Annotated in this window: 18 protein-coding genes and 1 other annotated feature; of the genes, 16 read left to right on the top strand and 2 right to left on the bottom strand. The window is 48.9% G+C overall.

Annotated features, from left to right (window positions below):
* Positions 1–54: 54 nt before the first annotated feature.
* Positions 55–1,290 (bottom strand): MFS transporter, encoded by a 1,236-nt coding sequence (locus C7R73_RS03805; protein WP_205076458.1) that lies wholly within the window; start codon positions 1,288–1,290, stop codon positions 55–57.
* 231 nt (positions 1,291–1,521) lie between these two features.
* On the opposite strand from C7R73_RS03805, the gene C7R73_RS03800 reads away from it, so the two are divergent.
* From C7R73_RS03800 to C7R73_RS03785, 4 genes are all read left to right on the top strand, one after another.
* Positions 1,522–2,046, top strand: a complete 525-nt coding sequence (locus tag C7R73_RS03800; RefSeq protein WP_106449203.1) for an SOUL family heme-binding protein — start codon at positions 1,522–1,524, stop codon at positions 2,044–2,046.
* A 69-nt stretch (positions 2,047–2,115) separates the two neighbouring features.
* A complete protein-coding gene (locus tag C7R73_RS03795; RefSeq protein WP_106449202.1) occupies positions 2,116–2,688 on the top strand; it encodes a ribonuclease domain-containing protein in 573 nt (190 codons plus the stop codon).
* A gap of 6 nt (positions 2,689–2,694) precedes the next feature.
* The gene (locus C7R73_RS03790) at positions 2,695–2,979 is read left to right on the top strand and encodes a barstar family protein (RefSeq protein WP_106449378.1); all 285 of its coding nucleotides are present in this window, start codon (positions 2,695–2,697) and stop codon (positions 2,977–2,979) included.
* 187 nt (positions 2,980–3,166) lie between these two features.
* On the top strand, positions 3,167–3,703 hold the full coding sequence (locus tag C7R73_RS03785) for a dihydrofolate reductase family protein (RefSeq protein WP_106449201.1): 537 nt from the start codon (positions 3,167–3,169) through the stop codon (positions 3,701–3,703).
* 12 nt (positions 3,704–3,715) lie between these two features.
* Here C7R73_RS03785 and C7R73_RS03780 read toward each other — a convergent pair whose 3' ends face one another.
* On the bottom strand, positions 3,716–4,372 hold the full coding sequence (locus C7R73_RS03780) for a DNA alkylation repair protein (protein ID WP_106449200.1): 657 nt from the start codon (positions 4,370–4,372) through the stop codon (positions 3,716–3,718).
* A 106-nt stretch (positions 4,373–4,478) separates the two neighbouring features.
* Here C7R73_RS03780 and C7R73_RS03775 point away from each other — a divergent pair, with 106 nt between their 5' ends.
* From C7R73_RS03775 to C7R73_RS03715, 12 genes are all read left to right on the top strand, one after another.
* Positions 4,479–5,237: an alpha/beta hydrolase gene (locus C7R73_RS03775; RefSeq protein ID WP_106449199.1), complete on the top strand. Its 759-nt coding sequence runs from the start codon at positions 4,479–4,481 to the stop codon at positions 5,235–5,237.
* A 48-nt stretch (positions 5,238–5,285) separates the two neighbouring features.
* Positions 5,286–5,897 carry a GNAT family N-acetyltransferase gene (locus C7R73_RS03770; protein WP_106449198.1) on the top strand — a complete coding sequence of 204 codons (612 nt, stop codon included), beginning with the start codon at positions 5,286–5,288 and terminating at the stop codon, positions 5,895–5,897.
* 63 nt (positions 5,898–5,960) lie between these two features.
* Positions 5,961–6,231: a binding site (T-box leader), on the top strand.
* A gap of 123 nt (positions 6,232–6,354) precedes the next feature.
* Entirely contained in the window at positions 6,355–8,052 is a 1,698-nt protein-coding gene (argS, locus tag C7R73_RS03765; RefSeq protein WP_106449197.1) for an arginine--tRNA ligase, read from the top strand.
* Between the two features lie 361 nt (positions 8,053–8,413).
* On the top strand, positions 8,414–8,890 hold the full coding sequence (locus C7R73_RS03760; protein ID WP_106449196.1) for a GyrI-like domain-containing protein: 477 nt from the start codon (positions 8,414–8,416) through the stop codon (positions 8,888–8,890).
* A gap of 66 nt (positions 8,891–8,956) precedes the next feature.
* Complete coding sequence (locus C7R73_RS03755; protein ID WP_106449195.1) at positions 8,957–10,360, top strand: MATE family efflux transporter; 1,404 nt, start codon at positions 8,957–8,959, stop codon at positions 10,358–10,360.
* A 171-nt stretch (positions 10,361–10,531) separates the two neighbouring features.
* Positions 10,532–11,170: an NAD(P)-dependent oxidoreductase gene (locus tag C7R73_RS03750; protein ID WP_106449194.1), complete on the top strand. Its 639-nt coding sequence runs from the start codon at positions 10,532–10,534 to the stop codon at positions 11,168–11,170.
* A 46-nt stretch (positions 11,171–11,216) separates the two neighbouring features.
* Positions 11,217–11,972 carry a class I SAM-dependent methyltransferase gene (locus tag C7R73_RS03745; RefSeq protein ID WP_106449193.1) on the top strand — a complete coding sequence of 252 codons (756 nt, stop codon included), beginning with the start codon at positions 11,217–11,219 and terminating at the stop codon, positions 11,970–11,972.
* A gap of 266 nt (positions 11,973–12,238) precedes the next feature.
* Positions 12,239–13,924 (top strand): potassium-transporting ATPase subunit KdpA, encoded by a 1,686-nt coding sequence (gene kdpA / locus C7R73_RS03735; protein ID WP_106449191.1) that lies wholly within the window; start codon positions 12,239–12,241, stop codon positions 13,922–13,924.
* Positions 13,925–13,944: 20 nt separating this feature from the next.
* Positions 13,945–16,002 carry a potassium-transporting ATPase subunit KdpB gene (kdpB, locus tag C7R73_RS03730; protein ID WP_106449190.1) on the top strand — a complete coding sequence of 686 codons (2,058 nt, stop codon included), beginning with the start codon at positions 13,945–13,947 and terminating at the stop codon, positions 16,000–16,002.
* A 9-nt stretch (positions 16,003–16,011) separates the two neighbouring features.
* Entirely contained in the window at positions 16,012–16,569 is a 558-nt protein-coding gene (kdpC, locus tag C7R73_RS03725) for a K(+)-transporting ATPase subunit C (RefSeq protein ID WP_106449189.1), read from the top strand.
* 25 nt (positions 16,570–16,594) lie between these two features.
* Complete coding sequence (locus C7R73_RS03720; protein ID WP_239992563.1) at positions 16,595–19,330, top strand: sensor histidine kinase; 2,736 nt, start codon at positions 16,595–16,597, stop codon at positions 19,328–19,330.
* Entirely contained in the window at positions 19,320–20,027 is a 708-nt protein-coding gene (locus C7R73_RS03715) for a response regulator transcription factor (protein WP_106449188.1), read from the top strand. The genes C7R73_RS03720 and C7R73_RS03715 overlap by 11 nt, the downstream gene beginning before the upstream one ends.
* The last annotated feature ends 40 nt before the right edge of the window (positions 20,028–20,067 follow it).

Below are 20,067 nucleotides of genomic sequence, written 5' to 3'. Positions count from 1 at the left end.
GCTGATTCCGCATGGGAGTCAGCCTTTTGGGTATGGATCAGAAGCAATGGCGGATCAATTTTCCTCTGTCCGCAGCATCAACACGCCGCCGATGATGAAGAGTAGGGAAATGCTAGCGAGCCCGTTGCGTGAGTCGCCGGTCAATTGGCTCGTGAGCGCATAAAGGGCCGGACCCATGATTGCGGCAAATTTTCCGAGGATATTGTAGAAACCGAAATATTCATTGGCGTTCTCCTTAGGCACAAGCTTGGCGAAATAGGAACGCGAAAGAGCCTGAATACCGCCTTGCGAAGTTGCGACTAGTGTAGCCAGGATCCAGAATTCAACAGCGGTGGTCATCCGAAAAGCCAGCAGACAGGCAAGCAGATAAATGACAATGCCCACCAAAATCATCTTTTTGCTGCCGAAACGCTTGGCCAGTTTTCCATAAAGAATCGTGAAAGGAAAGGACAGGATCGGGATCACCAGTACGGCGATCATCAGCATGTCGGACACAATACCGATGCTGTCGCCGAAGACGGCTGCCATGTGGATGATCGTATTCAGCCCATCAATATAAAAGAAATAGGCGATCAGGAACAGGAACATTTTTTTATGGCTGCGGATCTGGTGCAGCGTTTTGTAAAGCCGGCCGAAACTATCATGGATGATGTGCTCGCTGGCTGGCACAAAATAGCGCTGTTTCACATTGCGCAGCATCGGAATCGTGAAGGCGATCCACCAAAAAGCCGTGAACAGGAAAGAGGCTTTGATGGCCACCGTCCGGGGAATGCCGATGTTTTCTCCGAACATGATCAGCAGAATTGAAAGCACGAATGGAATCGTACTGCCCCCGATGTAACCCATCGCAAAGCCGTAAGTGGAGACCCGGTCCATCCGTTCCTCCGTCGCGACATCCACCAAAAACGCGTCATAGAAAATGTTGGCGCCTGAAAAGCCGATTGTCGTAAGCATGTAGAAAACGAGCAGCAGGCGCCAATTGTCCGTGAAGCTGAGCGCTGCAGTAGCGACAACGCCGAGCAGAAAGAAGCTTTTGAACAGCCGCATTTTCCATTTCGGATAATCGCCGATTGTCCCGAGGAGCGGGGCGCTGATCGCAATCACCAATGTCGCAGCCGAGGTCGCGTAGCCCCAATAGGAATCCGCCAAGTTCGGGGCGATGCCTTCACCGGTCGTGATCGATTTATAAAAAAGCGGCAGAATGACCGAGGAGATGATAATGGAGTAGGCGGAATTCGCCCAGTCGTACATAATCCAACTTTTTTCCTGCAACGAAAAACTTTTCAGCATGGTTTCCGCCTCCAATCATCAAAGTTGATAACGCTCTCATTTGTCTTTAATATATTTATATCAGTTGTTAGAAGATAGCACAAGCCCCAAACTAGTCAAGCAGCCTATCTTTGTGGGAAAAATGAAAAACATGGTAAAATTCAATCATAAAGAATAGACAGTAGTAACTGCCGATATCCTATCGAATATGCACATTTGCAGAATAGGGAACAGAATGGAGAAGAGAAAGACATGGCCAAATATGAACGCCCGGAATACACGGTACTGTTGTCGGAGGAGCCATTTGAATTGAGGGAATACCGCGATTTCTTTATCGTTGAATACGACAATGCAGCTGATCCGGATGTGGACAGCGGGTTCGGCACCTTGTTCCGTTATATTTCAAAAGATAATCAAGCGGACCGAAAAATCAGCATGACAGTTCCTGTAATCCAAGAACTATCGGACGATCGCACGAAGATGGCGTTCGTTGTCCCGAAGGCGGAATGGGAAGATATTCCGCAGCCCAACAGCCCTTCGTTGACCGTCAAAAAGTTTGACAGCGGTCTTTTTGCGGTCATCCAGTACGGCGGTTATTCGAATGATCGGAAAGAACGAGACATGCTGGAGAAGTTGGCTCAGTGGGTGCAGGAGAAAAAGTACCAGCCTACTTCGAACTATATGCTGGCGTCCTTCAACGCACCGTTCGTGCCGCCGATGTTCCGGCATAACGAAATCATGGTGCGGGTCGGAACGGATCAACAAGATTCCGATTAAATACTGGACAATTTGGCGTTCCTTTTGTATCGTAGCGGGGAATACACTTAACAAAAAGGGGACTAATGCATGAAAAACTTAAAAAGCGGCTTAAAAGGCTTGTTCGCTTTATTGGCGATCATTCTGGCCGTATGGGTCAATGGCGTAGATTCGCTTTTCGAGGATCAGACACCCGATTCTTCGATCAGCATTGCCGTCAGCAGCTCGCAAGCAATTGAAGAAGGTACCCAAGAAGCTATCCCGCAAAATGAGACGCAGGAATCGGCTGAAACGGCAACCGGCAATGGTGTCACGGAAGGGCAGTCCTATTCAACGAAAGACGAAGTGTCAGCCTATATTCATCAGTTCAACGAGCTGCCGCCCAACTACCTGACAAAGGATGAAGCCGAAGCATTGGGCTGGGACAACTCTGAAGGCAACTTGTGGGAAGTGACGGATGGAATGTCCATCGGCGGTGATTTCTTCGGCAATCGCGAAGGCTTGCTTCCGAAGAAATCGGGCAGGACCTATTACGAGGCAGATATCGATTATGATGGTGGCTTCCGTGGGGCGGAGCGCATCGTGTACTCGAATGACGGACTGATTTTTTACACGGATGATCATTACGAATCGTTCGAACAGTTGTACGGGGAGGGGGAGTGATTGAAGATGGAAATCATCCGTTTGGACGGCAGGAAGATGACCGACCGGAAAGCAATGCATGCTTATCTGAAAAGAGAACTGCATCTCCCCGAATATTACGGCAATAATCTCGATGCCTTGTGGGATTGTCTGACGACCGATTTTTCCGGAAAAATGATCATCCTGCGGGATCCGCAAACCGTGCAAAATCAACTTGGCGGTTATGGGGAATCACTGTTGCGCCTCTTCAGGGAAGCGGCTGCGGCTAACTCCGCCATCCGTTTGATCCTAACTTATCCGCTCCCAAGTTGATTCAAATCTACGAGCTTGGCAATGTCTGATTGTCAACCAAAAAATTAAGCTGTAAGCAAAAAAGACGATTCGGACAGAATCGTCTTTTTTGCGGTTTTGTCAATTTCCGAACGAAAAATTCTTTCTTTGATTGTCAACCAAGCGTATAGTTGACTGTATGGGGTAGACAAGTCAGTGGGGTGATCAGATGGGAAAAAGGAAGGTCAAAGTGTATATTGCAGTCAGCCTGGATGGCTACATCGCGCATTCAGACGGAAACATCGATTGGCTTGATAGTGTCGCCAGACCGGATGAAGATTATGGCTATGACACTTTCATTGAAACAATCGACACAGTCATCATGGGGCGTAAGACTTATGAAAAGGTGCTGTCTTTCGGCGGGGATTTCCCGCATGCAAGCCGGGATTGTTACGTTCTGACCCGGACCGAGCGCCGTCCTGATGGTCAGGTCCGTTTTTACAGTGGCTCTCCCGAAAAATTGTTGGATCAGATTCGGAGCAAACCCGGCAAGGACATCTTTATCGATGGCGGATCCGAAGCAATCGACCTTTTCCGAAAAAAGGGCCTGATCGACAGCTATACCGTGTCCATTATTCCGATTCTGCTTGGTGAAGGGATTCCGTTGTTTAAAGAAAGCAATCAGGAGCTGCCTTTGAAACTGGTGGCAGCGAAGACTTTTGATTCCGGTTTGGTTCAGCTCACCTACGAACCAATCAAAAAATAAGAATTTTTCCGATCAGACATATTTGCTGCCTTCGCGGATGCTCAGATTGGACAGATCCTCCCTATGCGCAGAAATGAATGCGTGTACCCAATCGGGATTTGTTTTGCTGAAATCGCGCAGGCTCCAACCGATCGCTTTATTGATGAAAAATTCCTTTTGGTTTAGATTATTTTTGATGATGTCCGCCAGTAACGCGGTGTCCGTCTTGTCTTTGAAGCCGAGTTGATGGTCGATGGCGACACGCCGCAGCCAGATGTCATCCGCCACGCTCCATTCTAAGAGGATAGGTTTGCATTCCGGATAACGTTGGACGATCGATCCGACAACACCATCAAGGCCGTCGACAGTATCCCACCAAGATTTTGTTTGGATATACTGCTTCAGCTTCGCCAAGTCTTCCGGACCAAGACAACCCTGTACAGCCAGAAGATAATCGACGCCCGCATACTGGAATTCACGTTCATCCCGCTCGAAGCACCGATCGACGAAATCGAAGTCCACTTTCTTTTCTTTTTTTGCGGTTGCAAGAAATTTTTTATAAGCCGCTTTCCGCGGACCCGTCGCGATTCCTAGGAACGGGAATTGATTCCGCATATAGGCCGACATCTGGGTAGCGCGTTCTTCATCGCGCAACGCCAGCAAAGATTCAAAAATGCCATCATACCACATGGTGTTAACCTGCCTTTCTGAGGTGGATGCGACTCGTAAGTCACTCATCATGATTACTTTAGAATAGTTTCCAAAAAAGTGCAATCATGATCCAAAGGAGGATAATATGGAAAAAAACGGGAAAGTCAGCTGGATTCGTAAAGTGCTGATCGGCTTGGCTGTACTTATAGTGATTGCTGCTGGTGCGTTCTTTTGGTATGTAAGTGACTACTACCAAGCGGCAACAAGTGCCGTCGAGGCGCTGCAGTCGGATGAATCGATCACCATCACCGAAACCGATGACGCGATCACGTTTGCGCCGAACGGGGAAGATCCGGAGGAAGGCATCATCTTTTATCCAGGCGGAAAGGTTGAAGCGGAAGCTTATGCGCCTTTGCTGCGCAGCTTGGCCGAAGCGAATTTGTTGGTGGTCGTCGCCAAGATGCCTTTCCATTTGGCGGTCTTTGATGCCGATGCGGCAGAAACGATCATGGAACAGGAAGAGAGTGTGCAGGATTGGTATCTTGCCGGGCATTCCCTGGGTGGAGTCATGGCTTCCAGTTTTGCGGCTGACCAATCTGATGAAGTCGCTGGCCTAATTTTCCTAGCATCCTATCTGTCCAGTGATTTGACCGAAGCACCGTTTCCGGTCCTTTCCATCTACGGTTCGGAAGATGAAGTCCTGAACCGCGAAAGCTACGACGAAGCGCAAGGAAAACTTCCGGAAGCTTACACGGAAATCGTGCTGGATGGCGGCAATCATGGCCAGTTCGGTGATTACGGAACGCAATCAGGCGACGGAGCAGCAACTATTTCCACCGCTCAGCAGCAACAGCTGACTGTTGAAGCAATCACAGCATTCATCGAAAAAAACCGCCTGCAATAATGCAGCGGATCAAATAATAAGTAATATTTGCAAGAAGGGAAGAAAAATATGACAGAAATAACGATGGCGAAAATGAGCCAATTATCGGAAACACAAAAAGAGGAAGTCAGAAAAATTTTCGTCACCAGCTACTACAAGGACATGAAGACGCTGCATCGCGATACCGAGCGCCTATTGGGCGGATTCCGCAGAGTCCTGCAGGAGGACCTGATCCGTGTTGCGATGGACGGCGAGCGCCCTGTCGCGATGGTGGGTTGTTCGACCAACCAGCGCCGCTCCATGGAGGTAAACAAAGAGGATTTCCTGGCTAACTTCGGGTTTTTCTGGGGACATGTCGGGTATTTCAGCTTCCATAAAGAATACGGAAATCCCTTACCAATCGATGATGAAACGCTCTATTTTGAGTGCGTGGCGACCAATGAAGCCGACCGTCGCCAGGGTGTTGCCGGCCAGATGCTGCTCAATCTGATCGAAACGGAACCTTACAAAACCTTCGCCTTGGATGTCGTCGACAGCAACGAACGGGCACAAAGTGTTTATGAACGGATCGGCTTCCGCGAAATGCATCGGAAAAAATCCTTGATCGGAAAAATATTCATGGACTACTCTGAAAGCATCTGGATGAGTCGCCCGAAACATTTGTCGAATCCATCGGAATGATGGAGAAGTCAAAAATCAATTAGACAAACAGGGCAGGCTTTGATATAGTATTACAGATAGTAATCACATTCATTGATGAAGAAAGTACTTCGAGCAATGTTCGCAGCGAGCGGGGAAGGTGGAAGCCCGCAACGGAGCGAAGAAGGAAACGCACTTCAGAGAAAATGACTTGAAAACAAGCTTGGTCCTCTGTTCATCGGACAGCCCGGAAGGAACGTTTGTGAGTAGCGTCATTCGGTTTAGCCCCGTTAGCGGTTCAAAAGGATAAACTAATCAGAGCCCATCTGTATTGCTTTATCGAATTAGAGTGGTACCACGGATGTTCGTCTCTATTTTGCCAGGGCAGAATAGGGGCTTTTTTTATCGTTATCGCAAATTTTGCGACACCTAAAGAGAAGATAAGTGATCCATTCATCAAGTGGATAAGCAGAGGCATATAATAAAGGAGCAGAAAAATATGGATTATAAAAAGATTGTTGCTGAAGAGATTCAAAAACTTGTACCGGAGCATTTAAGCTACGACCAAGTGTACCAATTGCTGGAAGTACCTAAATATACAGAGCACGGGGACGTCGCGTTTCCGGCATTCGCACTAGCGAAAGCGTTGCGCAAAGCGCCGCAAGCCATCGCCGGAGATTTGGCGGCACAACTGAATCATCCTTACATTGAAAAGGTGGAAGCGGTGGGCCCATATGTCAATCTGTTCCTTGAAAAAGCAGCGGTAACGAATGCGGTTCTGCATGAAATTGCTGCCGAAAAGCAAGCATTCGGAACAGCCGATATCGGAAAAGGTGGCAATGTGCCGATCGATATGTCCTCGCCGAATATCGCAAAACCGATCTCAATGGGTCATTTGCGCTCTACGGTAATCGGAAATTCTTTGGCCAACATCATGAAGAAAGTCGGCTTCAACCCAATCAAAATCAACCACTTGGGCGACTGGGGAACCCAATTCGGCAAGCTGATCGTCGCCTACAAATTGTGGGGCAACGAAGAAAAAGTCAAAGCTGAACCGATCAATGAATTGTTGACTTTATATGTCCGTTTCCACACGGAAGCAGAATCAGACGATACGATGAACGACGAAGCCCGCGCTTGGTTCAAGAAATTGGAAGATGGCGATGAAGAAGCTTTGCATCTTTGGGAGTGGTTCCGTTCCGAATCGCTGCAGGAATTCATGAAAATCTACGATATGTTGGGAATCACTTTCGATTCTTTCAACGGAGAAGCTTTCTACAACGATAAGATGGATGAAGTCGTTGAACTGCTGGACAAAGCCGGTATCCTGACCCAAGACCGCGGTGCAACCATCGTTGATCTGGAGAAATACAATCTGAATCCCGCCTTGATCAAGAAATCGGATGGCGCAACACTGTACATCACCCGCGATTTGGCTGCGGCGATCTACCGCAAACGCAACTATGATTTTGCGATGTCCCTGTATGCAGTCGGCAATGAACAAAGCAACCACTTCAAACAACTGAAGGCTGTTCTGAAAGAACTTGGCTACGACTGGGCAGAAAACATGCACCATATCCCATTCGGGCTGATCACGCAAGGCGGCAAGAAACTGTCGACACGTCAAGGGAAAGTCATCCTGCTTGAAGAAGTCCTGAACGAAGCGACCGAGCTTTCCTTGAAGCAGATCAACGAGAAGAATCCGACATTGGAAGACAAAGAAGCAGTCGCCAAAGCAGTCGGCGTCGGCGCCGTCGTTTTCCATGATTTGAAAAATGATCGTCTGAACAATTTCGACTTTGATTTGGAGGAAGTCGTGCAATTCGAAGGCGAAACAGGACCTTATGTCCAATATACAAACGCACGCGGTTTGAGCATCCTGCGCAAAGCAGCAGTCGAACTGGACACTACCGAAGCGGCTGATCTTGGCTTGGATGACGCTTACGCATGGGAAGTCGTAAAATTGTTGAACAGTTTCCCTGAGATCATCCAACAAGCCTACGAAAAATTCGAGCCATCCGTGATCGCGAAATACACGATCCACTTGTCCCAAGCATTCAATAAATACTACGGCAACACCAAAGTACTGGTGGAAGACGACAAACGCAACGCCCGTCTGGCACTTGTGCAGTCCGTAGCCACAGTCCTGCAAGAAGGCCTAAGACTCCTAGGAGTCCAATCCCCAGAAAAAATGTAGAGCGAGATGAATCCCGCTCTAGGAATCGAGCACTAACGAAATTTAGGAACAACCAGCCCGGTCTTGGCTGGATGGGCCTAAATAGCGTTAGGCGGAGATTACTGGGATTCAGAACGCGTTTAGGATGAGGTGATTCATCCTTCTAAAAAAACCAAAAAGCCTAAAATTATGCACATAGTTTTGGGCTTTTTGATTTGCTGCCGCACAGAAAGGAATCTTCCATCCGTTGAAAAAAGCCGGAATAAGGCGGTTTTTCGACATGTAAGTCATCAGGACGGTTTTTTTCTGAAAAATATGCTATCCTTATATTGAAGTTTTCAAAGTCGGTGCATCGTAAGCCTTGTTAAGGGGGTTTTGTAAAATGGGAAGAATTTCAGACATCACATTGACCAATCAATCGGACCAGCGCATCATTTCCATCAAAACGGAAACGACGCTAAAAAATATGCAGACGAAGATAGAGGACTGCCGCGAAAAAATCCTGACCTATCTGAATTTGTTGGAAGAGTTGCCAGCAGGTCCCTGTTTCACGATCTATTACTCATTCACGAAGCAAAACGTCGAAATCGAAGTCGGCTATCCAATCGTAAAAATGTTGCCTCCGCAGGATGATATCCGCATGTCCATCATTCCGGCAGGGAAACGGGTATCCTGTCTGAACATCGGCCCTTATAATGAAATTCCCAAGATTTACCAAGAAATGGACCAGTGGTTGACATTCCATGATTTCGAAACGAACGGCATCTCCTATGAAACCTACTACAACGGCGAAGGCTTCACTCCGCAGGAATACTTGACCAAAATCGAATTGCCTATCCAAGAGGCAGATGAATCATAAAAAATTATAGCTACAAAAAGGCGAGCCGTCGAATAGACGGCTCCACTTTTTTGGAAAGGAAAAAATATGCAACAAAACAAACAGCCAGCGATGGCGGAAAATAAGATGGGTGTCATGCCCGTCAATAAATTACTGATTTCCATGTCCGTACCAATGATGATCTCCATGGTGGTGCAGGCTTTATATAATGTCGTGGACAGCATCTTTGTGGCCCAAATCAGTGAAAAAGCCCTGACGGCCGTATCCTTGGCGTTCCCGGTGCAGAACTTGATGATCGCGCTGGCAGTCGGGACTGGTGTCGGGATCAATGCGTTGGTTTCCAGACGCCTAGGGGAAAAGAATTACCCAGCCGCAAACAGCACGGCCGATAACGGCATTTTTCTGAATGCCATGCATTTCCTGTTGTTTTTGGCGTTAGGCCTGTTCTTCATCCCGCTTTATTTCTCTTTCCAAACGAAGGATGCAGAAATCATCGCGTACGGAATCGATTATCTGCAAGTCATCTGCGTCTTCTCGATCGGAGTCTTTATGCAAGTCAGCATGGAGCGCTTGCTGCAGTCCACCGGCAGAACCTTGTTCACAATGACGACCCAAGCGACAGGCGCGATCCTGAACATCATCCTCGATCCGATCTTCATCTTCGGCTGGTTCGGTGTTCCGGCGATGGGGACAAGAGGCGCTGCGATCGCAACCGTGATCGGACAGATAGCCGCGGCTTCCTTGGCGTTCTTTTTCAATGTCCGTTTCAATAAAGAAATCACTTTATCGTTTAAAGGGTTCCGCCCGGATCTGCAAACGATCAAAAAAATCTATTCCATCGGCGGCCCTTCGATTCTGATGCAGGCTGTCGGCTCCTTCCTGAATTTGAGCCTGAACAACATTCTTATCCGTTTCACACCGACTGCGACCGCTGTTTTCGGTGTCTACTTTAAGCTTCAGAGTTTCATATTCATGCCGGTTTTCGGCCTGAATAACGGGATGGTTCCGATCATCGCCTATAACTACGGTGCCGATCAAAAAGAGCGGATTAAGGAGACCATCACGTTGTCGAAAAGATATGCGATGGCGATCATGTTCATCGGCGCTGCTGTTTTCTTGCTGATGCCCGGCACACTTCTGCAATTGTTCAATGCATCCGATGAAATGCTGGAAATCGGGATACCGGCTTTGCGGATCATCAGTCTCTGCTATGTCGCTGCAGGCTACAACATCGTTTCCGGTTCTGTGTTCCAAGCCTTCGGGAAAGGCGGTCTGAGTCTGTGGGTTTCCATGATCCGCCAGGTCGTGGTGCTGCTGCCGGCAGCTTATCTTCTTTCTTTGATGGGCAACGTTGCGTTTGTCTGGTGGGCGTTTCCGATTGCGGAAGTCTTTGCGCTGGTCATGAGCATCTATTTCAACAAGAAAATCGACAGAGAAGTCATCGCGAACATCTACCCGCATACAATTGGGGACGCGATTCCAGAAAAGTAAGAAAAGTGAGAAGCTTTGCAGGCCTGAAAAGGGTTCTGTGGGGCTTTTTTATTTCGGATTCACATTAGGGTGGGTTCCCTATCCGAAAAGTGTCCGGCTTTACTTTTAACCCCAGGAATCCTAAAATGAAAGAGACAGAAGGACGTTTGAGGCCAGAATGGAGGGATTTCAGTGAAGATCGGAATCATCGGAGCGACAGGCAGACAAGGCAGGTTGATTTTGGAGGAAGCGCATGCCCGGGGTCATGAGGTGACCGCCATCATCCGGAATCCCGCCAAGCTCGCCGACAAAGACGTAGCCATCATGGAGCGGGACATTTTTGATGTGCAGGTGGAGGATCTGAAAGGGTTCGATGTGATTGTGGATGCGTTCAATGCGCCGGCGGGGATGGAAGAGGAGCACGTTACCTCGCTTCAGTCCTTGATCGATGAATTGGAGCACCTGCCGGAAACGCGCTTGATCGTTGTAGGTGGAGCCGGCAGCCTTTATGCGGATCCCGGAAAAACGATCCGGGTGATGGAAACGGTAAATTTTCCCGAGGCTTTCAAACCGACTGCAACAAACATGGCCAAGGCTCTCAACATACTGAAGGAAAGCAACGTCAATTGGACTTATCTTTCGCCATCCGCTTATTTTGACCCTAACGGCAACCGTACCGGAAAATACGCCGAAGGGGCAGAAACGCTGCTGCTGAACAGCGAAGGCGAGAGTTACATCAGTTATGCGGATTATGCGATCGCATTTGTGGACGAGATTGAAAGGCAAAGACATCTAAGGCAACGCTATACAGTCGTCGGCGAGCGCCAGTAATCCCTTGCGCTGACAGGCATGACGACGCAGATCAGGAGGGTAAATCATGGAAACATTGGATTTGATCATCGATTTTCACAAAAATAACCCACGCCAAGGTCCCGGCAGCCAACAGAGCACCATCAAAGCGTTGCAATTTCTGCCGCAATTGACCCCGCAAGCGCAACTTCTGGATGTAGGCTGCGGAACCGGAGCGCAGACCATGGTTCTGAGTGAACAGACGCCAGCCCATATCACAGCGGTCGACAGCAGCAAAGAATTTTTGAGCATACTCAAACACAAAGCCCTGCAACAAGGCGTCACGAACCGCTTGACGGTCAAGGAAATGGATATGGAGCAGCTTGCCTTCGCTCCGGAATCATTGGATGTCATCTGGGCGGAAGGTGCCATCTATAACATTGGTTTTTCCAGAGGTATCCGTGAGTGGAGACCGTTGCTGAAAAAAGACGGGTTTTTGGTTGTTTCGGAAATTTCCTGGCTGACGCCGGAACGTCCGCAGATTGTGGACAAATATTGGACCGAAGTTTACCCAGAAATGGGAACGATCGCTGAAAAGACCGCCCAGATCGAGGAGGCCGGATACATTCCGGTAGCGCATTTCGTCCTGCCCGAATCGGACTGGACGAGCCATTACTATCATTACTATGAGACCAATGAAGCGGCATTCCTAGAGCGGCACGGCCACAGTGAGGACGCAAAAGCTTTGGTGGAGGAAAACCACCAGGAAATGAAACATTTCGAAAAATACAGTGCTTACTATAACTATGTTTTCTACATCATGCAGAAACGGGAAACAAAATAGTAAAATCAGAGACGGATTCCTTCGAAAGAGGGAATCTTTTTTTTGGAATGAAACCGTCATCTATATGCAATCTTAACACCGCCGTCCATTTCCTTAGCACTTTCTTAACACGCTTTGGCAGTATGATTGACATAGTAAAGAACTTAAGAATTTAAGAATTGAAAGTTGGGAGTGGGAATAGTGGGTATTGTGTCCATCTTTGCCTGTTTATTGGGATTGAGCTTATTGCTGTATTTGTTTTATGTCTTGTTTAGGGGTGAAGACTTATGAGTTTCATATTTGTGCAATATACTGTTTTCTTCGTGATACTGGTGCTGCTTGCATCGGTTGTCGGAAATGGGATCTATAAAGTGATGGCAGGGGGGAAAACGATGCCGACGCGAATCCTTGCACCGATAGAACAGGCTGTATACCGGCTCATCGGAGTCGATGAAGAAGAACAGATGGATGCGAAGTCCTATGCCCTTGCAGTCGTCCAATTTTCGCTAGCTGGGTTTGTCGGTTTATGGATGCTCTTGATGTTCCAAGGCTTCCTGCCGTTGAATCCGGAAGGGAAAGCCGGGATGTCCTGGGACTTGGCGTTGAACACCGCGGCCAGCTTCATCACCAATACGAACTGGCAAGCCTACGCCGGGGAAGTGAGTTTGTCCTATCTGTCGCAGATGTTGGGCTTGACGGTGCAGAATTTTCTTTCTGCAGCTGTCGGACTTGCCGTTCTTTTTGCAGTGATCCGCGGGTTGGTCTTAAAGGAAAGTAAAGCGATCGGCAATTTCTGGAAGGATTTGACGCGGGCCGTCCTATACGTCCTGCTGCCATTGGCTACCGTCTTGGCTGTTTTACTTGCATCGCAGGGCGTCATCCAGACTTTTCAAGGAGTACAACAAGCAACCGCTTTGGAATCCGGAGAGCTGTTCTCTATTTCTTTAGGACCGGTAGCGAGTCAAGCAGCCATTAAGGTACTGGGGACAAATGGGGGAGGTTTCTTCGGAACGAATGCAGCCTATCCTTTGGAAAATCCGACAGCCTTATCGAATGTACTGCAGATGCTTGCAATCTTGCTGATCCCGGTATCCTTGCTCTTCACTTTCGGAAAAGCCGTGAAGGACAGATTGCATGCGCGGGCCCTTTTCATCACAATGGCGGCATTATTCGTAGGTCTGCTGGCTTTGGTGACCTACAGTGAATGGTCGTTGGGACCGATATTTGAAGGCGTTCGGGCAGGCGGAAATATGGAAGGAAAAGAAGTGATCCATGGAATTGGCGGATCGGCGCTGTGGACAGCAGCAACCACGGCGACTTCCACGGGAGCGACCAATTCCAGCTTGTCCAGCTATACCGCATTGGGAAGCCTAGCGCCCTTGTTCTTGATGCAGTTAGGCGAAATCGTCTTCGGCGGCATCGGCTCAGGCATATATGGGATGTTGGCCTTTGTGTTGCTGACCGTATTCATAGCGGGATTGATGGTAGGACGGACGCCAGAATATCTGGGCAAGAAAGTCGAACCATTCGATATGAAGATGGCGAGTGTTATCATCTTGACGCCGTCGCTGTTGAGTTTGATCGGAACGGCTGTCGCCATTATGCTGCCGATGATCACTGATTGGCTCAATACTTCTGGTGCGCACGGCTTTACAGAAGCGCTCTATAATTACACCTCACTAGCCAACAATAACGGGAGCAGCTTTGCGGGATTTGAGTCGGATACGTTATTCACCAATTTGGTGGGTGCAGGCATGATGGTGATTGCGCGATTCGTGCCGATGATTGCAGCCATCTATTTAGCCGGGAATTTTGCCGTGAAAAAACAGGTCGCTGTAACCGAAGGGACGCTTTCCACAAGCGATGGCCTGTTCACGGCGTTCCTTTTAGGTGTCATCCTCATCATTGGGGCGCTGAGCTACTTGCCGGCATTGACGCTAGGCCCGATTGCAGATTTTTTTGTCACACGATAATGATGAGGGGAAACTAAAAAATGGAAAATAATGCCATATCAAAAGATATATTGCTGGATGCGGTCAAACAGTCCTTCAAGAAGCTGTCACCGAAAATACAAGTGCGCAATCCGGTCATGTTGGTTGTTTACTTAGGTGCCATTTTCACGACCATCCTGTTTTTCCTGTCGTTGACGGGAACAAAGGATGAATCTTCAGGTTACACGTTCATCATCACGCTGATACTGTGGTTCACTGTGCTCTTCGGGAATTTTGCGGAAGCGATAGCCGAAGGACGCGGTCGCGCCCAAGCTGATACATTACGCTGTGCCCGCTCCGATGTCCAAGCGAAAAGGTTATTGACGAAAGAAGACCATGACACATTTGAGTGGGTCATCTCGAGCAGCCTGAAGAAAGGCGATTTGGTCTTCGTGGAAGTCAATGGTCAAATACCTATGGACGGTGATGTCGTTGAAGGGGCTGCATCCGTTGATGAGAGCGCCATTACTGGCGAATCAGCGCCGGTTATCCGTGAATCCGGCGGCGACAGAAGCGCCGTGACAGGCGGGACAACGGTCTTGTCCGACTGGCTAGTCATTACAGTGACTGCGGAGGCCGGAGAAAGTTTCCTGGATAAGATGATTGCAATGGTTGAAGGCTCTTCGCGCAAGAAGACTCCGAACGAGGTTGCTCTGCAGATCATTCTGGTCACGCTGACAATCATCTTCTTGGTCGTTAGCGGCACGCTCTTTCCGTTCACCGCCTTTTCAGCTCAGCAAACTGGTCAAGGGAATGCCATTACCATCACGAACATCATCGCTTTGCTTGTCTGTTTGGCTCCGACGACGATCGGTGCGCTCCTGTCCTCGATCGGTATCGCCGGGATGAGCCGTTTGAATCAAGCAAATGTACTGGCGATGAGCGGTCGCGCCATAGAGGCGGCTGGGGATGTCGATGTCTTGCTGCTGGATAAGACCGGAACCATCACCTTGGGGAACCGCCAAGCCGCTGAATTCTATCCGGTTGCCGGCGTCAGCATCGAGGATTTGGCGGATGCTGCACAACTGTCGTCACTGGCGGATGAAACAGCGGAAGGCAGATCCATCGTCGTTTTGGCGAAAGAAAAGTTCAATATCCGCGGCCGCAATATGGGCGAGCTGCAGGCAGAATTCATCGAATTCAGCGCGAAGACTAGGATGAGCGGAATCGATTACCAAGGAAATGAAATACGCAAGGGAGCAGCCGATACCGTCAAGACCTATGTGCTTGACCACGGCGAATCCTTCCCCGAAGAGTGCGACGCAATCGTCAGGGAAGTCGCCACAAAAGGCGGGACACCGCTTGTGGTAGCGAAGAACTACAAAGTCATGGGCGTCATCTACTTGAAGGACATCGTGAAGAACGGCGTGAAGGAGCAATTTCATAATTTGCGCAGCATGGGCATCAAGACTATCATGATCACCGGTGACAATCCGATGACCGCTGCGGCGATTGCAGCCGAAGCAGGAGTGGATGATTTTTTGGCGGAAGCGACACCTGAAGATAAGATGAACCTGATCCGCGAATATCAGCGGGAAGGCCATCTGGTAGCCATGACGGGCGACGGCACCAATGATGCTCCTGCATTAGCGCAAGCCGATGTGGCCGTGGCGATGAATTCCGGGACGCAGGCAGCCAAAGAAGCCGGGAACATGATCGATCTGGATTCAAGCCCGACCAAGTTAATCGAAATTGTCCGTATCGGGAAGCAATTGCTGATGACACGCGGAGCTTTATTCACGTTCAGCATCGCAAATGACGTTGCGAAATACTTCGCCATCATCCCGGTGCTGTTCCTGAACATCTACCCGGAGTTGGGCGTGCTGAACTTCATGAACATCACAAGCACAAACAGCGCTATCCTGTCGGCGATCATCTACAATGCGCTGATCATCATTTTCTTGATCCCGTTGTCGTTAAAAGGGGTACCTTATAAAGAGATACCTGCCGGGAAACTGCTGAAGCGCAACATCTTGATCTATGGACTAGGCGGCTTGGTGGCGCCGTTCATCGCGATCAAACTGATCGACTTCGTCATAACGTTATTCGGATTAGTATAGGAGGAAATCATGAAGAAATTTAGTACAAGCATCCGAGTGTTGGCTGTCTTCATCGTCATCTGCGGGGTATTGTATCCAACCGCTGTAACGGGGATCTCACAGTTGCTCTTTCAAGACAAAGCAAATGGTAGTATGATAACCATAGAAACACAGGAGGGTTCAGAAGCACTTGTGGGTTCCAGCTTGCTGGGGCAAGTATTTACGGAACCGCAATATCTGATTGGACGTCCTCAGACCGTCAGCAACGCATCCCCTTCAAGCGGGGAGCAGGCGGTAGCAGTCGCGGAAAGGATCGACTTTTGGAAAGAGTTGAATCTTTTGAATGAAGCAGATATCCCGATGGAGCTAGTGACGGCGTCAGCAAGCGGTGTTGATCCGCATATCTCACCGGAGGCAGCCGCTTACCAAGTGGAGCGTATAGCTGTGGAACGTGGAATGGATCCAGAACGGGTACAAACCATAATCGATGAAAAGACGTCCGGACGGGCTTTGTTTGTTTTCGGCGAACCTGCAGTGAATGTGCTGGAAGTGAATTTAGCACTGGATGAAGCATCCGCCGTGGAATAAGAAGCAATAACAAAGGAAAGTGAGGATGGCAATGAGAAGACAGGAGGATGTGCGCCCTGATCCGGAGCAGTTATTGAAAATGATCAAGCAAACTGAAGAACGGGATAGCCAAAATTTCGGCAAACTGAAGATATTTTTTGGCTATGCGGCTGGAGTAGGGAAGACCTACGCGATGCTGGAAGAAGCCCATGATCAATTGGCTGCAGGTGTGGATATCGTCGTCGGATACGTCGAACCGCACACCCGTCCTGAGACGAATCTCCTTTTGCCGGGTTTGCCGGTCCTTGCGCCGCAGCAAATCAACTACAAGAACATCAAGCTTCAGGAGTTTGATTTGGATGCCGCGTTGAAACGGAACCCGGAGTTGATTTTGGTCGACGAATTGGCGCATACGAATGCAATCGGTGTTCGGAACAAAAAAAGATATCAGGATGTCGAGGAACTGCTGAGGGCCGGCATCGATGTCTATACGACAGTAAATGTTCAGCACATCGAGAGCCTGAAAGATGTGGTGGCTCAAATTACCAATGTAATCGTGAATGAAACAATCCCTGACTATATTTTTGAACGAGCAGACAGCATCGAGCTGATCGATATCGATTCTGAAGAACTGATCCAACGGTTGAAGGAAGGCAAAATCTATCGGGAAGACAAGGTGAAGCTGGCCCAACAGAATTTTTTCACGAAAGAAAATCTGCGCCTACTGCGTGAAATCGCCATGCGCAAGTTGGCTGACCGGATCAGCGCTGAGCAGCAGGCGACTGCTGGTTCCTTGGATAAGCAAGTGAACGAAAACATTTTGGCATGCGTCACCGCATCGCCTTTTTCTGCGCAAAATATCCGTTGGGCTGCACGTACGGCGGAGGCTTTTCATTGCAAATGGACAGCCGTCCATGTTGCGACCGGAGACGAGAGCAGGCTGTCTCCGCAACAGCAGGATGACTTAGAGGAAAATATGAAGCTGGCGGACAAGTTGGGTGCCAGAACATTGATCTTGCATGGGAGTGATGTTGCTGAAGCATTGGCGGAATTTGCCAATATGTCGGGGATTACGAACATCGTCATCGGAAAAAGCAAAAAGAAAAAAGGCTTCCGCAGTTTATGGGAACATGATTTTGAGGACAGACTCATCTCCTTGTTGGACAAAAGCGAGATTCATATCCTTTCCAACAACGACCCAGATGGTTCCCAAGGTACGGCCCTCCGCAGCTTTCCATTCAAGCGATGGTTGAGTTGGTGGACAATGTCCAGCACGCAGACGAGCAAGATGTTGGGCATCTTATTTGTGACAACCGTAATTTCTTATCTGTTGAAGTCCTGGGGAGTGGAACAGCATAATTTGGCAATGATTTATCTGCTTGCGGTCATCCTGACTTCGCGGGCGACAGATGGCTATGCTTATGGAATTGTTGCTTCTGTAGTAAGTGTACTTTTGTTCGATATCCTTTTCGTAGATCCGATTTTCCATTTCAAAACCGATGATCCATCATATCTGGTCACTTTTTTGATATTATTGATTATCGCTTTGATCACTTCAAGCCTCATCACGAGTTCGCGGATCCAGGCCAGTCTGATAGTGGAGCGGGAGCAACGTCTGCAGGTCCTGTATGATATCAACAGACAGTTGCTAAGAACGCGGGGTCACGACAGTATCGTAGCCATTGTGAATGACTATATTAGCCGTTCGTTCAATCGCCCGGTTGTTTTTTATGCCATCGACGAAGAGGAAGGCATCCCGAAGACCACAGTCAGCAGCTCAAACAAGGCAGAGGCGGACTACCTGCTTACCCGGGATGAAGAAGCGGTCGCCAATTGGGTGTTTTTGAACAATAAGATTGCCGGATCAGGTACAGATACCCTGAGCGGAGCGGATGGCTTTTACATGCCGATTGCATCCGAAGGGAACGTGCTGGGCGTAGTTGGCATCGGCTCCAAAGAAGGCGTAGTGAACCATGAGAGCCGTTCGACACTCCAGATGATATCTTCGCTGATAGCCTTGGCCATTGAACGACAACAGTTGTCCGATCAACAAAGGGAAACGATTGTGGAAAATGAAAGGGAAAAGATGAGGAGCAATTTGCTTCGTTCCATTTCCCACGATTTGCGGACGCCGTTGACAGGGATTTTTGGGGCAAGCTCCGCCATGCTGGAAAACGAAGAACGTTTCGACAAGGAGACGCAGCATAAGCTGCTGTCTTCGATCCAGAGCGAGGCGCAGTGGCTGATTCGACTTGTAGAAAACCTACTGTCGGTTACGCGCATTCAAGAAGGTTCCGTGTCCGTCAACAAAACGGATGAAATTGCTGAAGAGGTGATTTCCGATGCGCTCAGCCGAATCAAGAAGAGGTTCCCGAACCGCAAGTTCAGAGTCAGCATTCCCGAAAAGGCCTTGTTTGTGCCTATGGATGCCACATTGATCATGCAGGTACTGATCAATCTGATGGAGAACGCCATTACGCATTCCCCGGATGATTCTGTAATCGATCTTTATTTGCATGAAAAGAAAGATGAGGCAGTCTTTGCCGTAGTCGATTACGGAGAAGGGATTTCGGATGAACAATTTCCTTTCCTATTTGAAACGAATACGGGAGCAAACCAAAAAAGTTCGGATTCATCCAGAGGGATGGGAATAGGCCTGTCCATCTGTATGACGATTGTACAGGCGCATGGCGGGAAGATGAAGGGAGTAAACCGTCTTGAAGGTGGTGCTGTCTTCGAATTCACACTGCCGCTGACAGAAGGAGAAGGGCATGAAAAATAAACTTACGATACTTTTGATCGAGGATGAGCAGCACATTACCGACTTTTTGACCGCCATCCTGCTTTCGAATGATTATACCCTCCTGAAAGCGGCGAGCGGCAAGGAAGGGATGGCGCTGATGACCTCCTACAATCCGGACTTGATTCTGTTGGATCTGGGCTTGCCGGATGTGGATGGGATGGAGGTCCTGAAAAAAATCCGTACCTTCTCCGCTGTGCCCGTCATGGTCGTATCCGCTCGCGGGAATGAACGGGAAAAAGTGGAGGCGTTGGATTGCGGGGCGGATGACTATGTCACCAAACCATTCAGCACTTCGGAACTGCTGGCGCGCGTCCGCACTGCCTTGCGGCATAGCCAGCACCAGGTGAACACTTCGGCATTGCCAGAGGGCAGTTTCAGTGTCGGAGAATTGATGATCGATTATGAAAAGAGGAAAGTGACCGTCAAGAAGAGAGAGGTCCATTTGACTCCCAACGAATACAAAATCGTTGTCCTGCTGTCGCAATACGCGGGAAGGGTCCTGACGCATGACTTCATCACGAAGGCGGTCTGGGGACCTTATATGGATGAGAACCGGACGTTGCGGGTCAATATGGCAAATATCCGCCGGAAAATAGAAAAAAACCAAGCGGAACCGGAATATATTCTGACCGAAATCGGGGTCGGTTACCGCATGGTCGAAGAATTGGATGAATAAGAAAAGATACGCCTTTAGCGCATAAGCGCTTGAGGGCGTA

Origin of the sequence: Trichococcus alkaliphilus (assembly GCF_003008695.1) — a bacterium.
Lineage (GTDB): Bacteria > Bacillota > Bacilli > Lactobacillales > Aerococcaceae > Trichococcus > Trichococcus alkaliphilus.
The sequence above is the reverse complement of the archived record's forward strand: the minus strand, read 5'-3'. Positions and strand labels throughout refer to the sequence as shown.

Coding starts and splice junctions, on each gene's coding strand:
- C7R73_RS03720 (WP_239992563.1), top strand. CDS start 16,595: ATGGCAATGAGAAGACAGGAGGATGTGCGCCCTGATCCGGAGCAGTTA.
- argS (WP_106449197.1), top strand. CDS start 6,355: ATGGATTATAAAAAGATTGTTGCTGAAGAGATTCAAAAACTTGTACCG.
- C7R73_RS03715 (WP_106449188.1), top strand. CDS start 19,320: ATGAAAAATAAACTTACGATACTTTTGATCGAGGATGAGCAGCACATT.
- C7R73_RS03780 (WP_106449200.1), bottom strand. CDS start 4,372: ATGTGGTATGATGGCATTTTTGAATCTTTGCTGGCGTTGCGCGATGAA.
- C7R73_RS03805 (WP_205076458.1), bottom strand. CDS start 1,290: ATGCTGAAAAGTTTTTCGTTGCAGGAAAAAAGTTGGATTATGTACGAC.
- C7R73_RS03800 (WP_106449203.1), top strand. CDS start 1,522: ATGGCCAAATATGAACGCCCGGAATACACGGTACTGTTGTCGGAGGAG.
- C7R73_RS03755 (WP_106449195.1), top strand. CDS start 8,957: ATGCAACAAAACAAACAGCCAGCGATGGCGGAAAATAAGATGGGTGTC.
- C7R73_RS03785 (WP_106449201.1), top strand. CDS start 3,167: ATGGGAAAAAGGAAGGTCAAAGTGTATATTGCAGTCAGCCTGGATGGC.
- C7R73_RS03775 (WP_106449199.1), top strand. CDS start 4,479: ATGGAAAAAAACGGGAAAGTCAGCTGGATTCGTAAAGTGCTGATCGGC.
- C7R73_RS03790 (WP_106449378.1), top strand. CDS start 2,695: ATGGAAATCATCCGTTTGGACGGCAGGAAGATGACCGACCGGAAAGCA.
- C7R73_RS03760 (WP_106449196.1), top strand. CDS start 8,414: ATGGGAAGAATTTCAGACATCACATTGACCAATCAATCGGACCAGCGC.
- C7R73_RS03795 (WP_106449202.1), top strand. CDS start 2,116: ATGAAAAACTTAAAAAGCGGCTTAAAAGGCTTGTTCGCTTTATTGGCG.
- kdpC (WP_106449189.1), top strand. CDS start 16,012: ATGAAGAAATTTAGTACAAGCATCCGAGTGTTGGCTGTCTTCATCGTC.
- kdpA (WP_106449191.1), top strand. CDS start 12,239: ATGAGTTTCATATTTGTGCAATATACTGTTTTCTTCGTGATACTGGTG.
- C7R73_RS03745 (WP_106449193.1), top strand. CDS start 11,217: ATGGAAACATTGGATTTGATCATCGATTTTCACAAAAATAACCCACGC.
- C7R73_RS03770 (WP_106449198.1), top strand. CDS start 5,286: ATGACAGAAATAACGATGGCGAAAATGAGCCAATTATCGGAAACACAA.
- kdpB (WP_106449190.1), top strand. CDS start 13,945: ATGGAAAATAATGCCATATCAAAAGATATATTGCTGGATGCGGTCAAA.